Annotated in this window: 14 protein-coding genes; 4 read left to right on the top strand and 10 right to left on the bottom strand. The window is 63.7% G+C overall.

Annotation, left to right across the window (positions count from 1 at the left end; all coding sequences use genetic code 11):
- Positions 1–73 precede the first annotated feature (73 nt).
- The 3 genes from A3M7_RS0127945 to A3M7_RS0127935 all read left to right on the top strand — a co-directional run bounded on the left by A3M7_RS0127945 (position 74) and on the right by A3M7_RS0127935 (position 2,877).
- Positions 74–643, top strand: coding sequence for an STM3941 family protein (locus A3M7_RS0127945; protein ID WP_027546885.1), 570 nt, complete (start codon positions 74–76; stop codon positions 641–643).
- A gap of 225 nt (positions 644–868) precedes the next feature.
- Positions 869–2,413 carry an SUMF1/EgtB/PvdO family nonheme iron enzyme gene (locus A3M7_RS0127940; protein ID WP_027546884.1) on the top strand — a complete coding sequence of 515 codons (1,545 nt, stop codon included), beginning with the start codon at positions 869–871 and terminating at the stop codon, positions 2,411–2,413.
- A 17-nt stretch (positions 2,414–2,430) separates the two neighbouring features.
- A complete protein-coding gene (locus A3M7_RS0127935; protein WP_027546883.1) occupies positions 2,431–2,877 on the top strand; it encodes a DUF4399 domain-containing protein in 447 nt (148 codons plus the stop codon).
- Here A3M7_RS0127935 and A3M7_RS0127930 read toward each other — a convergent pair whose 3' ends face one another.
- The 10 genes from A3M7_RS0127930 to pqqA all read right to left on the bottom strand — a co-directional run bounded on the left by A3M7_RS0127930 (position 2,878) and on the right by pqqA (position 12,919).
- Entirely contained in the window at positions 2,878–3,933 is a 1,056-nt protein-coding gene (locus A3M7_RS0127930) for a 2-oxoacid:ferredoxin oxidoreductase subunit beta (protein WP_027546882.1), read from the bottom strand. It abuts the gene before it with no gap.
- Complete coding sequence (locus A3M7_RS0127925) at positions 3,930–5,777, bottom strand: 2-oxoacid:acceptor oxidoreductase subunit alpha (protein WP_027546881.1); 1,848 nt, start codon at positions 5,775–5,777, stop codon at positions 3,930–3,932. Before A3M7_RS0127925 ends, A3M7_RS0127930 begins: the two co-directional genes overlap by 4 nt.
- A complete protein-coding gene (locus A3M7_RS0127920; RefSeq protein ID WP_027546880.1) occupies positions 5,747–7,546 on the bottom strand; it encodes an FAD-dependent oxidoreductase in 1,800 nt (599 codons plus the stop codon). Before A3M7_RS0127920 ends, A3M7_RS0127925 begins: the two co-directional genes overlap by 31 nt.
- A gap of 237 nt (positions 7,547–7,783) precedes the next feature.
- Positions 7,784–8,461 (bottom strand): DUF4286 family protein, encoded by a 678-nt coding sequence (locus tag A3M7_RS0127915; RefSeq protein WP_027546879.1) that lies wholly within the window; start codon positions 8,459–8,461, stop codon positions 7,784–7,786.
- Positions 8,462–8,474: 13 nt separating this feature from the next.
- Positions 8,475–9,461 (bottom strand): prolyl aminopeptidase, encoded by a 987-nt coding sequence (gene pip / locus A3M7_RS0127910; protein ID WP_027546878.1) that lies wholly within the window; start codon positions 9,459–9,461, stop codon positions 8,475–8,477.
- Positions 9,451–10,650, bottom strand: a complete 1,200-nt coding sequence (pqqE, locus tag A3M7_RS0127905) for a pyrroloquinoline quinone biosynthesis protein PqqE (RefSeq protein WP_027546877.1) — start codon at positions 10,648–10,650, stop codon at positions 9,451–9,453. Before pqqE ends, pip begins: the two co-directional genes overlap by 11 nt.
- Entirely contained in the window at positions 10,647–10,958 is a 312-nt protein-coding gene (pqqD, locus tag A3M7_RS0127900) for a pyrroloquinoline quinone biosynthesis peptide chaperone PqqD (RefSeq protein WP_027546876.1), read from the bottom strand. The genes pqqE and pqqD overlap by 4 nt, the downstream gene beginning before the upstream one ends.
- Before the next feature lie 12 nt (positions 10,959–10,970).
- Positions 10,971–11,726, bottom strand: coding sequence for a pyrroloquinoline-quinone synthase PqqC (pqqC, locus tag A3M7_RS0127895; protein ID WP_371090218.1), 756 nt, complete (start codon positions 11,724–11,726; stop codon positions 10,971–10,973).
- 20 nt (positions 11,727–11,746) lie between these two features.
- A complete protein-coding gene (pqqB, locus tag A3M7_RS0127890) occupies positions 11,747–12,676 on the bottom strand; it encodes a pyrroloquinoline quinone biosynthesis protein PqqB (protein ID WP_027546874.1) in 930 nt (309 codons plus the stop codon).
- 162 nt (positions 12,677–12,838) lie between these two features.
- Positions 12,839–12,919, bottom strand: a complete 81-nt coding sequence (gene pqqA / locus A3M7_RS45040) for a pyrroloquinoline quinone precursor peptide PqqA (protein ID WP_007595659.1) — start codon at positions 12,917–12,919, stop codon at positions 12,839–12,841.
- A 264-nt stretch (positions 12,920–13,183) separates the two neighbouring features.
- On the opposite strand from pqqA, the gene A3M7_RS0127880 reads away from it, so the two are divergent.
- The gene (locus A3M7_RS0127880) at positions 13,184–13,441 is read left to right on the top strand and encodes a hypothetical protein (RefSeq protein WP_027546873.1); all 258 of its coding nucleotides are present in this window, start codon (positions 13,184–13,186) and stop codon (positions 13,439–13,441) included.
- Positions 13,442–13,656 lie beyond the last annotated feature (215 nt).

The following is a 13,656-nucleotide window of genomic DNA, read 5'->3' as shown; positions in this document are numbered from 1 at the left end:
TCCCGCTTTAACAATTTGGAAGGAGGGGTGTCGGTACACCCCTGGTTGTTGCAGATGACTGGTGGCGGTCAAAATGTCCCTAAGTCAGAACTTGCCCAACCTTGCGATCGGCTATTCCCTTCCGCGGCTGTTCAAGTTGCTGGGAGCCGGCCTGCTGGCGACGCTGCTGTGCGGCGCGCTCGCATTCAGCTGGCACTATGGCAAGGACATCGCCACGATCCAGATCGCGCTCAGCTATTTCGGCATCGTGTTTTTCGGCCTGTCCACCTGCAAGACGCTCTCGACGTTGATCTCCGCCAGGGAGCCGGTCCTCTTCATCACCCGTGTCGGCATTCGCGACACCAGGATCGCCGATGACACCATCTCGTGGAGATCGGTGAGGGACATATCGATCTTTCGGTATCGCAGCCAGAGGATCGTCGTTCTTCAGGTCGATCCTCTTCTTGCCGAGCGGTTCGAAGGCGGCTTTCTGAAGCGCGTCTTGTCGCTGCTGAACAAGCCCATTGGCGCGGACGGCGTGCTCGTCACGGGCGGCCTGACCATGGACGGCGAAACGCTGTTCGAGACCTGCAAGCAATACTGGGCGGCCGGCCGGTTGGCATATTCGGGTCGCGCCGCAACTGAGCCCGAGCCTGTCCATTAAAGCCCGATGTGTGTTGGCTGAACCAGTGGCGGACTTCCTCGCCCTGAGAGCGGCGCTTTAGTCGCTGGTTGGACCAGAAGGGTTCAAGGCCCTCGCTCCCTGGAACTCGATGTCCCGAGTCCTTCGACATTGTCCCAGTTTGTCAATGTGATAGCCTTCACAGACGATTGCTTCTCGAAGTCGTAGGCTGGGGCCGCCTGTGCAAGTTTGTGGAGTCCCCGCGCAATGGGCGAAATTCGCAACTTCAGATCCGGGAATCAGAACGAGCCGCCTTCGCACGGCGCAATGCCTCGTCGTCTCGCAGCAATCATTGTCGGTGACATCGCGTCCTACAGCCGCTTGATGCAGGCCGACGAGGAAGGCACGCATGTCCGCGTCAAGCGGATCGAGCGGGACCTCATCGAACCCAGCATCGTCGAGCACCATGGAAACCTGGTGAAGACGACGGGCGATGGCTTCATCGCTATTTTCGATAGTCCTGTTGAGGCCGTTCGTTGCAGCATCGTCATCCAGCAGAATCTCATCGGCCGCAATGCCTCGCTTCCGAAGGCTTCCCGGATCGAGTACCGAATTGGCGTCAATCTCGGTGATGTCATCATCGAGCCGGACGACGTTTACGGCGATGGCGTCAACATCGCCACGCGTATCGAGGGCATTGCCGAGCCCGGTCAGGTCTACATCTCGGGCGCGATCTACGAGCAGATCAAGCACAAGGTCGTGTGCGGCTACGAGGCCCTTGGCGACCGCAAGGTGAAGAACATCACCGACCCCGTACGCATCTATCGCGTCCTGCCCGACGCAGATGCCGTCGGCGGGACGCGAGGCCGGCGCGAGAATACCTTGATCTTTCTCCTCGCCTTGACCTTGCTGGTCAGCGCCGCCGGCGTGCTCTGGTATCTTCTGGCGCAGCCGCCCGGCAAGGGAAGTGAGCAGGCCGCCACGCCGCCTGCCGCTCCGGTCGCATCTCCGGCCGCATCTCCTGTCCAGCAGCCGCCGGCACGCGAAACGGCCGTGCCAACGCCGCAACCCTCGCCCTCGTTGGCTTCACCTGCGCCGCCGGTACCGACGCCGACGCCCAGCCAATCGCCGACGCCCGCCAGCGAGCCCGAAATGATCGTCGTTCGCGGCGGTAACTTCACGATGGGAAGCAACGATGATCCGACCGAACGCCCTGTTCACCAGGTCGCGATCAAGCCATTCTCGATCGGCAAATACCCTGTGACGGTGCGGGAGTGGAACGAATGCGCCGCTGCAAAGGCGTGTGGCTTTACAGCGATCGGGAAGGACGACGCCCCCGTCACGAATGTAAGCTGGACCGATGCCCAGCAATATGCGGGCTGGCTCGCGCAGGCGACGAAGAAGTCGTACCGGCTTCCGAGCGAAGCGGAATGGGAATATGCGGCGCGCGGCGGAACGCAGACCAAATATTGGTGGGGCGACAAGCTCCAGCCGGGCATGGCCGGGTGCAAGGATTGCGGTGACGCAGCCGCCGAGCAGCCGGCGAAAGTCGGTAGCTCCAAACCCAATCCATTCGGACTCTACGATATGGGCGGCGGCGTCGATCAGTGGGTCGCCGATTGCTGGCACAGGACTTATCAAGGCGCGCCCAATGACGGTTCGGCGTGGAGCGGTGGGGACTGCAGTTCGCACGTCCTGCGCTCGGGCTCCTGGAAGAACGATTCGAGATACGTGCGGCCATCCAACCGCGACGGCTACGATACCAATGTTCGTTACCCGACGCATGGGTTCCGGGTCGCGCTCAGTCCTTGAGTGCAGGAGTAGATCTGATGCAAATCCTTCGCTGCGTTGCGTTGTCGGCGGTGCTCGCATTGCTCCCGGGCGTAGCCTTCTCGCAGGGTAAGGCTGCGCCAAAGGACGCAAAGGTTTATTTCATCACCCCGTATGACGGGCAAAGGGTGCGCGCCGGTTTCCTGGTCCGGTTCGGCTTGCGCAACATGGGCGTGACGCATGCCGGCGACGACTACCAGAACGCCGGCCATCATCATCTGCTGGTCGACGTCAGCGACCCCATCGATCCGAAGGAGCCGATCCCGCAGGACAAGTCGCATCTGCATTTCGGGGCAGGGCAGACCGAAACATTTCTCGAGCTTCCGCCCGGGACCCATACCCTTCAGCTGGTGCTGGGCGACGCCAAGCACTATCCGTTCGAGCCGCCGGTCGTGTCGGAGAAGATCACCGTGCGCGTCAGGCCTCAGCCTCAGCGCGGCAAATGATCACCGCATGCTGGCGTTGAACTTGTCCAGCGCCGCCGAGCCCGGACACAGCGTGTCCGCTTCCAGGGTGTTGAGCGGCGTCTCGACCGTGTTGAGATGCGCGTGCAGGTCGTCGGCATCGGGGTCGACATAGAGCAGGCCGGTGACGATCTGCCCCTTGGCGGCGTGCTTCTGGAGGAAGGTCTGGGCGCCGAGCCGGTCATGCGGATCGTAGTCGGCGTCGATCTTGCGCAGCGCGATCTTGCTGCCGTCGTGCTGCTCGACCAATTGCACCGTGCCCGGCGCGTAGTCGACCGCGATCGGGTCGCGGCCGACCAGCACGTCGAGCCGGTTCACCGCGTCGTTGTGCTCGCGGACATAGTCGAAGCTCTTGGTCGAGCCGGCATGGTTGTTGAAGGCGATGCAGGGGCTGATGACGTCGATGAAGGATGCGCCCTTGTGGCGGATCGCGGCCGCGATCAGCGGCACGAGCTGGGTCTTGTCGCCGGAGAACGAGCGCGCCACGAAGGTTGCGCCCAGTTGCAGCGCGATCGCGACGAGGTCGATGGCGTTGTCGGTGTTGGTCACGCCCTTCTTGGACTTCGAGCCGCGGTCGGCGGTCGCCGAGAACTGGCCCTTGGTCAGGCCGTAAACGCCGTTGTTCTCGACGATATAGGTCATGTTGACGGCGCGCCGGATCGAATGCGCGAACTGGCCGAAGCCGATCGAGGCGGAATCGCCGTCGCCGGAGACGCCGAGATAGATCAGGTCGCGGTTGGCGAGATTGGCGCCGGTCAGCACCGAGGGCATGCGGCCGTGCACGGAGTTGAAGCCGTGCGAATTGCCGAGGAAATAGTCCGGCGTCTTCGACGAGCAGCCGATCCCGGAGATCTTCGCCACCCGGTGCGGCTCGATCGAGAGCTCATAGCAGGCCTCGATGATCGAGGCCGTGATCGAATCGTGGCCGCAGCCGGCGCACAGCGTCGAGATCTTGCCCTCGTAGTCGCGATGCGTGTAGCCGAGCTCGTTCTTCTTGAGCCCGGGATGATGGAATTTCGGCTTGGCAATATAGGTCATGACACGGCCTTGCGGAGCGGGGTCACCTTGAGGTGATCCTGGTGGTCGCCAATGGCTTTTGCGATGAAACGGGCGGTGATCGGCGAGCCGTCGTAATGCACGATCGGCACGAGGCGGACGGGGTCGATGCCGTTCTCGTTGACGATGAGCTGCCGCAACTGGGCATCGCGGTTCTGCTCGACCACGTAGACGAAGTCGTGCTCGGCGAGGAAGCTCGCCACGCTCGAATGGAACGGGAAGGCACGGATGCGCAGGCGATCGAGCTGGTGGCCGCGCGCTTCGAGCAGGCCGATCGCCTCGTCCATCGCCGGCGAGGTCGAGCCGAAATAGATCACGCCATATTTGGTCGGCCGTTCCGCATTGGCCTGGAGCGGTCGCGGCACGAGGTCCTGCGCGGTCTCGAACTTGCGCACCAGGCGCTGCATATTGTCGGCATAGACCGGGCCTTCCTCGGAATATCGCGCATAGCGATCCCGGGAAGTACCGCGGGTAAAGTAGGAGCCCTTGGTCGGATGCGTGCCGGGATAGGTGCGGTAGGGGATGCCGTCGCCGTCGACGTCGAGATAGCGGCCGAAGTCGCGGCCTTCCTCCAGCATCTCCGCGGTCATGATCTTGCCGCGGTCATATTGCCGGGCATCGTCCCACTTCAGCGGACGGCAGAGACGGTGGTTCATGCCGATGTCGAGGTCGAGCATCAGGAAGATCGTGGTCTGGAGCCGCTCGGCGAGATCGAAGGCGGCCGCCGCGAACTCGAAGGCCTCCGCCGGATCCTCCGGGAACAGCAGCACATGCTTGGTGTCGCCATGCGAGGCATAGGCGCAGGCGATGATGTCGCATTGCTGGGTGCGGGTCGGCATGCCCGTGGAGGGCCCGGCGCGCTGGATGTTCATGATCACCGCGGGGATCTCGGCAAAATATGACAGGCCGATGAACTCGGTCATCAAGGAAATGCCGGGGCCGGAGGTCGCGGTGAAGGCGCGGGCGCCGTTCCAGGACGCCCCGATGACGATGCCGATCGAGGCCAGCTCGTCCTCGCCCTGCACGATGGCGTATTTCGCCTTGCCGGTCTCAGGATCGTGCCGGTACTTCTTGCAATGGGCGGTGAAGGCTTCCGCCACCGACGAGGATGGCGTGATCGGATACCAGGCGCACACGGTGGCGCCGCCATAGACGGCGCCGAGCGCGGCAGCGCTGTTGCCCTCGATGAAGATGCTGTCGCCGACCTTGTCGCACTTCTTCACCCGCAGCCCGATCGGGCATTTCAGGTTCTGGAGCGCCCAGTCGCGGCCGAGATGCAGCGCGTGGACGTTGGAGGAGAGCAGCTTCTCCTTGCCCTTGTACTGCTCGCCGATCAGCTGCTCGATCAGCTTCGGGTCCATGTCGAGCAGGGCAGACAGCGCGCCGAGATAGATGATGTTCTTGAACAGCTGGCGCTGGCGCGGATCGGTGTAGGTCGAGTTGGTGATCGCGGTGAGCGGCACGCCGATCACAGTGATGTCGTCGCGGAATTTCGTCGACGGCATCGGCTTGGTGGAATCGTAGAACAGGTAGCCGCCCGGCTCGATCCCGGCGACGTCCTTGTCCCAGGTCTGCGGGTTCATCGCCACCATCATGTCGACGCCGCCGCGGGCGCCGAGATGGCCTTCTTCGGTCACCCGCACCTCGTACCAGGTCGGCAGGCCCTGGATGTTGGAGGGGAAGATGTTGCGCGGGGACACCGGCACGCCATGGCGCAGGATCGCGCGCGCGAACATTTCGTTGGCGCTGGCCGAGCCCGATCCGTTGACGTTGGCGAAGCGGACGACGAAGTCGTTTACGCTGCTGATCGGCTTTTTGTCGGACATGCTGAACCTGCGTGAGTCATTTCGATCAAATACTTCTGCATGTCCCAGGCTCCGGTGGGACAGCGCTCTGCGCACAGCCCGCAATGCAGGCAGACATCCTCGTCCTTCACCATCACGCGCCCGGTCTTGAGATCGCTGGACACATAGAGGTCCTGGTCGGGATGCGGCGACGGCGCCTTCAGGCGCTGGCGCAGATCGGCTTCCTCGCCATTCTCCGTGAAGGTGATGCAGTCCATCGGGCAGATGTCGACGCAGGCGTCGCACTCGATGCAAAGCGAGGTCGAGAACACGGTTTGCACGTCGCAGTTCAGGCAGCGATGGGCTTCGCCGAGCGCGAGCTTGACGTCGTAGCCGAGCTCGACCTCGGTGCGGATGTCCTTCAGCGCGATCACCTTGTCGCGATGCGGCACCTTGAAGCGCTTGTCGTTGGAGATGTCGTTGTCATAGCTCCATTCGTGGATGCCCATCTTCTGCGAGGAGACATACACCTCCGGCAGCGGCCGCTCGGTGATGTCCTCGCCCGACAGCAGCTTGTGGATCGACAGCGCGGCGTCATGGCCGTGCGCGACTGCCCAGATGATGTTCTTCGGGCCGAAGGCGGCGTCGCCGCCGAAGAAGACCTTCGGGTTGGTCGAGACGAAGGTCTTGGGGTCGACCTGCGGCATATTCCACTTGTCGAACTCGATGCCGCAGTCGCGCTCGATCCAGGGGAAGGCGTTCTCCTGGCCGACCGCGACCAGCACGTCGTCGCAGGGAATGGTCTGATCGGGGTCGCCCGAAGGCACCAGGTTGCGGCGGCCTTTGGCGTCGTATTCGGCTTTGACGTGCTGGAAGGTGACGCCGATGAGCTTGCCGGCGACATGCTTGAATGCCACCGGCACCATGTAGTTGAGGATCGGAATGTCCTCGTGGATCGCGTCCTCCTTCTCCCAGGGCGAGGCCTTCATCTCCTCGAAGCCGGAGCGCACGATCACGGTGACTTTCTCGCCGCCGAGGCGGCGCGCGGTTCGGCAGCAATCCATCGCGGTGTTGCCGCCGCCGAGCACGATCACGCGTTTGCCGATCTTGTCGATGTGGCCGAACGAGACCGAGGACAGCCAGTCGATGCCGATATGGATGTTGGCGGCGGCCTCCTTCCGGCCGGGAATGTCGAGCTCGCGGCCGCGCGGCGCGCCGGAGCCGACGAAGATCGCGTCGTATTTCTCCGCGAGCAGCGCCTTCATGCTCTCGATGCGGTGACCGCCCTTGAAGTCGACGCCGAGATTGAGGATGTAGCCGGTCTCCTCGTCGATCACCGAATTGGGCAGGCGGAACTTCGGGATCTGCGAGCGCATCATGCCGCCGGCTTCCGGATCGCCGTCGAACACCGTGCAGTGATAGCCGAGCGGCGCCAGATCGCGCGCAACCGTCAGCGAGGCCGGACCGCCGCCGACCAGCGCGACGCGCTTGCCGTTCTTCGGCGACGGCTTCGGCAGGCGCTGCGTGATGTCGTCCTTGAAGTCGGCTGCGACGCGCTTGAGGCGGCAGATCGCGACCGGTGTTTCCTCGACGCGGCCGCGGCGGCACGCCGGCTCGCATGGGCGGTCGCAGGTGCGTCCCAGAATTCCGGGAAACACGTTCGATTGCCAATTGATCATGTAGGCGTCGCTGTAGCGGCCTTGTGCAATCAGTCGGATATATTCGGGAACCGGGGTGTGCGCAGGACAGGCCCACTGGCAATCGACCACTTTGTGAAAGTAGTCGGGGGCCGCGATATCGGTCGGTTTCATTCCTACCCTGTCCGCGCAGGCCCAAAGACCCCGCGGCCTTTTCTTGAGCTTGGCGAACGCTAATGCGCTTCGATCTGGTTTCTGAATGACGTCATTGAGTTAGCTTATTAGAACCGGTCCGAAGTACAACGGCAAAATTGGGGGATCATCCGCTTTCATAGGAGCTGCGCGCGCACAGCATTAACGGCTGCGCGCGGCAATGCGGCGGTGCAATATGTTGCGGTGCATGTAGGCGCGTTAGCGGTGCGCGATGTCGCTCTTCGCAAGGTCCCACATCAGCGCGTAGGTGCCGACGGAGACGGGAAGCGGGAAGGGCGATGCGGCGGGGCCGGTGAAGCGTTCGGCAATGACAGCCGAGACCGCGCCGACATGCGTGCCGTCGATCAGCACGAACCAGTCGCGTGCACCTTCGTTGCGCACTGCCGGAATCTCGGGCATTGCACCCGACAATTCCGGCTCGCTCTCGAGCAGATGCATCGAGGTGATGCCGTCGCGCTTGTCCGGCGCCAGCTTTTCTTGCAGTGCATCACGCCATGGCGCGGCATTGTTGGGCGCCGGCCGCAGCCGCACCACGCCGAGCGCAGCCCCGCGTCCGGTGCCGTTGCTGATGGTGACGCGCGCGACGACACGGAGCATGTCCTTGAAACGCGCCATGGTCTGCCGCGACCAGTCGGTCGGGCTCGCGAGCCGCGCCTTGTAAGGGGGGCTGTCGAGCACGTCGAGCGTCGCGGTCGAATAGAGGCAGAGATATCTGGGATTGGCGGCGTGCGCGACATAGCGCCGTGCTTCCAGGAATCCCTCGATCGCGACACGCTCTTCCAGATGCTCGCGGTCGTACCAGCGGTTGAAATCGGCCTCGTCGGCTGCGTCGATATTCATCGACGTCAGCAGCATGCCTTTCCCGGCGAGCGGCATTTTTCTTGTCCTCTCATCGCGCGGTCTTCGAAGCGAGGTCGGCGATCGATTTCATGACCGCGTCCCTCACGCCGGCATCATAGAGCGAATGCCCGGCTTCTTCCACGATGCGAATCTCGGAACCCGGCCAGACTTTCGCTAGCCGCTCGGATGTCTCAGGAGGACACAACAGATCGTAGCGGCCCTGCACGATGATGCCGGGAATGCCGGCGAGCCTCCCCGCATTCTGCAGCAGCTGGTTTGCGGTCATGAAGCTGTCGTTGACGAAGTAATGCGCTTCCATGAACGGCGTCGCCGGCAATGTGCGCCAGACGTTCAGCGAGGCGAGGTCGAGCCGCGTCCTTGCGGGCTTGTGCTCGGACAGGGCGCGCTCGGTATCGTGCCAGGCCCGTGCCGCCGGTCCGTGCACGGCCGGATCGGCATCGAGGATGCGGCGCCAATAGGCGACCACCGGCCGGTCCCGCTCCTCGGGCGGCAGCACGCTGAGAAAATCCTCGTGAAGCCCGGGATAGAAATGCGGCAGGCGCACGGTGAAGCCGGCTTCGACTTCCGTCCGCGTGCCAAGGAACGTCGCGCGCAGCGCGATGCCGCGGACGCGCTCGGGATGCGCCTCTGCATACGCCAGCGCCAGCGTCGCGCCCCAGGAGCCGCCGACCACGATCCAGCGTTCGAAGCCGAACTTCTCGCGGATCTTCTCCATGTCCGCGATCAGATGCGCCGTGGTGTTGTGCGCGCGCGAGCCCTTCGGACGGCTGCGGCCGCAGCCGCGCTGGTCGAACAGCACGGCGCAGAAGCGGTCGGGATCGAACAGGCGGCGATGATCGGGCTGGCAGCCGCTGCCGGGCCCGCCATGCAGATAGATCGCAGGGATTCCATCGGTCCGGCCGACGCTCTCGACATAGAGCTCGTGGCCATCGCCGACGTCGAGCATCTCGGAGGTCAGCGGCGCAAAGGGATCGGCGCGTTTGACCGAACTGGCCGCGTCGGCGTCAGGCGCCATTCTCGGATTCCAGGGTGCCACCGGCAAAATTGCGGTAGAGGAAGCGGTTGGTCTCGCCCTCGGCCTCGCGCTCGGCCTGCTTGAAGATGGTCTCGTGCAGCGGCGACAGCGCGCAGGCGGGATCGGTGTTGGCGGCATCGCCGGTCAGCGCGAAGGCCTGGCAGCGGCAGCCGCCGAAATCGATCTCACGGAATTCGCAGGACTTGCAGGGCTCCTTCATCCAGCCGGTGCCGCGATAGCGGTTGAAGGCGTCGGAGTTCTGCCAGATCCAGGCGATCGAATGGTTGGAGCGCACGGATTCGAAGTCGAGCCCGGTGATGCTCTCGGCGGCGTGGCAGGGCAGCACCTTGCCGGCGGGCGAGATGTTGAAGAACTGCCGGCCCCAGCCACCCATGCACTTCTTCGGCCGCAGCGCGTAATAATCCGGCACCACGTAGTCGATCGAAAGCCGGCCCTTGAGCTGTTCCCGCGCTTCCTCGACGAGGCGGGTGCATTCGTCGAGCTGCGCCACCGTCGGCATCAAGGCGGCGCGGTTCTTCAGCGCCCAGCCGTAATATTGCACGTTGGCGACCTCGAGCCGGTCGGCGTCGAGATCGATCGACATCTGGATGATGTCGGGGAGCTGGTGCAGGTTCTGCCGGTGCATCACCGCATTCACGGTGAGCGGCAGATCGAGCTCGCGCGTCCATTTTGCCACTTCGAGCTTCTTGCGGTGGCCGCCTCGGTACCCGGCGACGCGATCGGCGGGGCCCTCTTCGACGCCCTGGAAGCTGATCTGCACGTGACAGAGGCCGGCATCCGCCAGCTCGCTCAGCCTCTCGCGCGTCAGCAGCACGGCCGAGGTGATGAGGTTGGTGTAGAGGCCGACGTCGCTGGCATGCTTGACCAGCTCGACGAGGTCCTTCCGCGCCGTCGGCTCGCCGCCGGAGAAATGCACCTGGAGCACGCCGATCTCGGCGAGCTCGCTCAGCACCTTCTTCCATTCCTCGGTGGTCAGCTCCTTGCCGGAGCGGTCGAGCTCGACCGGGTTGGAGCAATAGGGACATTGCAGTGGGCAGCGATGCGTGATCTCGAGCAGCACGGCGAGCGGAATGCCAAAGGTCTCCGCCGTCGAACGCTGCTTCTCCAGCACCGCGAGGCTGTCGCTGGCGTCGGGCGGAACGGTGGGACTGCCGAGCACATCGCTCATGACGTCTTCTCCCGGGCTTCGGTGAGGAAGCCCTTGTCGGCGAGATCCTGGAGCATGGCGATGACGTCGGTCAGGATCGCCTCGCGCGGCGCGGCGTATTTCGCCGCCAGCTGGTCGGAGACGTCGCCGACGCTACGCTCGCCGTTGCAGAGCTGCAAGACCTCGACCGCGATCTCGTCCGGCGCCAGCACGCGTTCCGGCGCCAGGATCACCCAGACTTTGCGCGTCTCGTCGTATTTCAGCTTGGCATGCCGCGGCAGCACGGGGCGGCTGGCCTCGCTGACACTGATATGACGCGGCCCGGCCATGACGGTTCCTCTTCAGCTCGCTTTGGGCACGAAAGCGCCCGGCGGAATGTGGCCCTCGACATAGGCGTGCTGGAGCGCATCCAGCTGCACCCACAGCACGTTGGTCTTGAAGATCAGTGCGTTGCACACCTGCGCGCGCTGTTCCGGCGTCGTGGCATGCGCCTTGACATAGTCGAGCGCGAAGCCGGCATCGCGCGGCGCCTGCGCCAGGCGACGCTTGAAGTAGCTCATGATGTCGGGATTGACGAAGTCGTAGTGCTCCAGCATGCCGGCGATGCGCTCTTCGTGCAGGTTCGGCGCGAACAGTTCCGTGAGCGAGGAGGCGATCGCCTCCAGCGGGCTCTTCTCGCGGCAGTAGTGCACATAGGCCTCGACCGCGAAGCGCGTGGCGGGGAGAATGCCTTCCGTCGATTCCACATAGGCGGTGTCGAGCCCGAGGCCTTCGGTCAGCTTCAGCCAGCGCTCGATGCCGCCTTCGGAGCCGACATCGCCGTCATGGTCCTCGATGCGGTGGCGCCATTCCAGCCGCGTGGCGCGGTCGCGGAAGCGCGAGATCACCACCGCGTCCTTGATCGGGATCGTGCTCTGGTAATAGTAGCGGTTCAGCGCCCAGGCCTGCACCTGGCCCTTGTTCAGCTTGCCGCCGTGCAGCAGCTTATGGAACGGATGCAGGCTGTGGTAGCGCGTCGCCCCGATATGGCGCAGCGTCGCCTCCAGCTCCTCGGCCGAGTTGAGCCTGATATCCTTGCCGATCGAGAGCGCGGTCATTCCAGTCAGTGATGCGGCATTCACAGCACGATCTCCGTTCCATCCGCGGGTATCTGCCAGCCCGCCTGCTCGGCCGCTTTCCGCTCGGGTGAAGCGGGCAGCAGCGCCGGATTCGAGTTATTGATATGCAGAAACAGCTTCCTGTCGATATCGAGATCGGCCAGCCGCGCGATCGCGCCGTCGTCGCCGGACATCGCGACGTGTCCCATGCTCTTGCCGGTCTTGTGGCCGAGCCCGGCCCTGATCATCTCGTCGTCCTGCCAGACCGTGCCGTCGAAGAACACCAGCGCGGCGCCGTCGATCTCGGCCTTGAGCGCGTCGGTCACTTCGGCGCAGGCGGCGATGAAGTAGAAGCACTTGCCGGTCGTCTTGTCGGTGATCTTCAGGCCCAGCGTATCGCCGTCGCCGGTCTCGCCGCCCGGATGCGCCTTGCCTTCCAGATACCAGGCCGACTTGCCCGGCACCGCGAAAGGCAGCACCTCGATCCCGGACCGCGCACCGTCAGGCAGCCGCGGCTCGAACGGCTCGCCGATGGCGATCGGCTGCCGCCGCACGTTCTTCTCGTTCAGCACGTTGAAGATGCTGTTGGCGCTGAGGATCGCCAGCACCTTCTCATGCGCATAGACCGTGAAGGGCGAGCCCTCGCGCATCGACAGCAGCCCCGCCACGGCATCCACCTCGCCATTGGTCAGGATCACGCCCGCGACCGGCGTATGACGCAGCGCGCCCGCCTTGGGGTGCAGTTGCGGCGTGGCATTCAATTGCTGGCGAAGATCGGGAGAGGCGTTGATCAGGAACCAATGCTCGCCGTCGCCGCTGAAGGCGACCGAGGCCTGGGTTCGCAAGAGCTCATCGCCGATGGCACGGGCCGCGCGGCAACCTTCGCAGCCGCAGTTCCATTGCGGCACTCCGCCGCCGGCCCCGGCGCCCAGGACGACGACGCGAAGCATGATCCGTCTCCTGGAGGCAACGTCGCGAGGTGGATCTCAGGTCGACACAAAATCTATCTTCCGGAAACGCATCGTGACCGGAAGACATTGCAACGAAGACATTGCAACCGAGAGTGCTCGACCGAAAGAACCACCTGCGCAGAACGCAAACTCACCAACCGCTTACTTGCGGGTGGCGCTCACATACATGTTGATTTCCATGCCGCAGGGCACTTCGACGATCTTCGGGGCTTTCCAGGCCATTTGGCTCTCCATTTTTATGAATTCGGACGTATCCGCCCACGGGCTAAACTACTGCGGGGGGAAAAGTTCGCCAGTGAAATTTTCCCGACCTAAGTAGTAGGCCGCCGGAATTGTTGCATTGCAAAGAGAGCGTATTGCGGCCTTAAAGATGAGCCAATGACATAAGAAAAATAGCCGATAGGTCGTGATCCCTGTCCCGGATAAACCAGTTGTGAGGATAGAACGGCTTCCAATCGGCCACAGGCGACCCCATTGGATCGAGGCATGCCCAGATATTTCTTCAACACCCGTATTGGCGACGAACTGATCGTGGATCCCGACGGCGAGGACCTGCGCAACCCCGATCGCGCCTGGGAGGTCGCCCGCCAGATGATCCTGGAGGTCCTGAAATCGGAGGGGACCCAGCCGGCGTTGATGGAGGCGGTCATCGAGGTCACCGACGTCGACGGCGAGGTCGTGCTGGAGTTCCCCTTCACCGAGGCGCTGCTGGACATGCCGGTTCAGTCCGCGACCAGGCATTGAGGCTCCCCAGCTCCCTCCGCCGTCATTGCGAGCGCAGCGAAGCAATCCAGAATCCCTCCGCGGAGACAGTCTGGATTGCTTCGCTACGCTCGCAATTGTGCATGTTCACTAATTCGCTGATTGGATCGCTCCGCTGGAGGACGGATCCGATGCGCGACAATAGCTACGACCGGACGATTGAGCGCAACTATCTGCAGAAGTGGCGTTTTCTGATT

The organism is Bradyrhizobium sp. WSM2254, from assembly GCF_000472645.1.
In the GTDB taxonomy this organism is placed as follows: Bacteria; Pseudomonadota; Alphaproteobacteria; order Rhizobiales; family Xanthobacteraceae; genus Bradyrhizobium; species Bradyrhizobium niftali.
This window is presented reverse-complemented; position numbering and strand designations above follow the sequence as displayed.

Excerpts from the sequence above, each read along its gene's own strand:
- A3M7_RS0127945 (WP_027546885.1), top strand. The coding sequence starts at position 74 with ATGTCCCTAAGTCAGAACTTGCCCAACCTTGCGATCGGCTATTCCCTT.
- A3M7_RS0127940 (WP_027546884.1), top strand. The coding sequence starts at position 869 with ATGGGCGAAATTCGCAACTTCAGATCCGGGAATCAGAACGAGCCGCCT.
- A3M7_RS0127935 (WP_027546883.1), top strand. The coding sequence starts at position 2,431 with ATGCAAATCCTTCGCTGCGTTGCGTTGTCGGCGGTGCTCGCATTGCTC.
- A3M7_RS0127930 (WP_027546882.1), bottom strand. The coding sequence starts at position 3,933 with ATGACCTATATTGCCAAGCCGAAATTCCATCATCCCGGGCTCAAGAAG.
- A3M7_RS0127925 (WP_027546881.1), bottom strand. The coding sequence starts at position 5,777 with ATGTCCGACAAAAAGCCGATCAGCAGCGTAAACGACTTCGTCGTCCGC.
- A3M7_RS0127920 (WP_027546880.1), bottom strand. The coding sequence starts at position 7,546 with ATGAAACCGACCGATATCGCGGCCCCCGACTACTTTCACAAAGTGGTC.
- A3M7_RS0127915 (WP_027546879.1), bottom strand. The coding sequence starts at position 8,461 with ATGCCGCTCGCCGGGAAAGGCATGCTGCTGACGTCGATGAATATCGAC.
- pip (WP_027546878.1), bottom strand. The coding sequence starts at position 9,461 with ATGGCGCCTGACGCCGACGCGGCCAGTTCGGTCAAACGCGCCGATCCC.
- pqqE (WP_027546877.1), bottom strand. The coding sequence starts at position 10,650 with ATGAGCGATGTGCTCGGCAGTCCCACCGTTCCGCCCGACGCCAGCGAC.
- pqqD (WP_027546876.1), bottom strand. The coding sequence starts at position 10,958 with ATGGCCGGGCCGCGTCATATCAGTGTCAGCGAGGCCAGCCGCCCCGTG.
- pqqC (WP_371090218.1), bottom strand. The coding sequence starts at position 11,726 with ATGACCGCGCTCTCGATCGGCAAGGATATCAGGCTCAACTCGGCCGAG.
- pqqB (WP_027546874.1), bottom strand. The coding sequence starts at position 12,676 with ATGCTTCGCGTCGTCGTCCTGGGCGCCGGGGCCGGCGGCGGAGTGCCG.
- pqqA (WP_007595659.1), bottom strand. The coding sequence starts at position 12,919 with ATGGCCTGGAAAGCCCCGAAGATCGTCGAAGTGCCCTGCGGCATGGAA.
- A3M7_RS0127880 (WP_027546873.1), top strand. The coding sequence starts at position 13,184 with ATGCCCAGATATTTCTTCAACACCCGTATTGGCGACGAACTGATCGTG.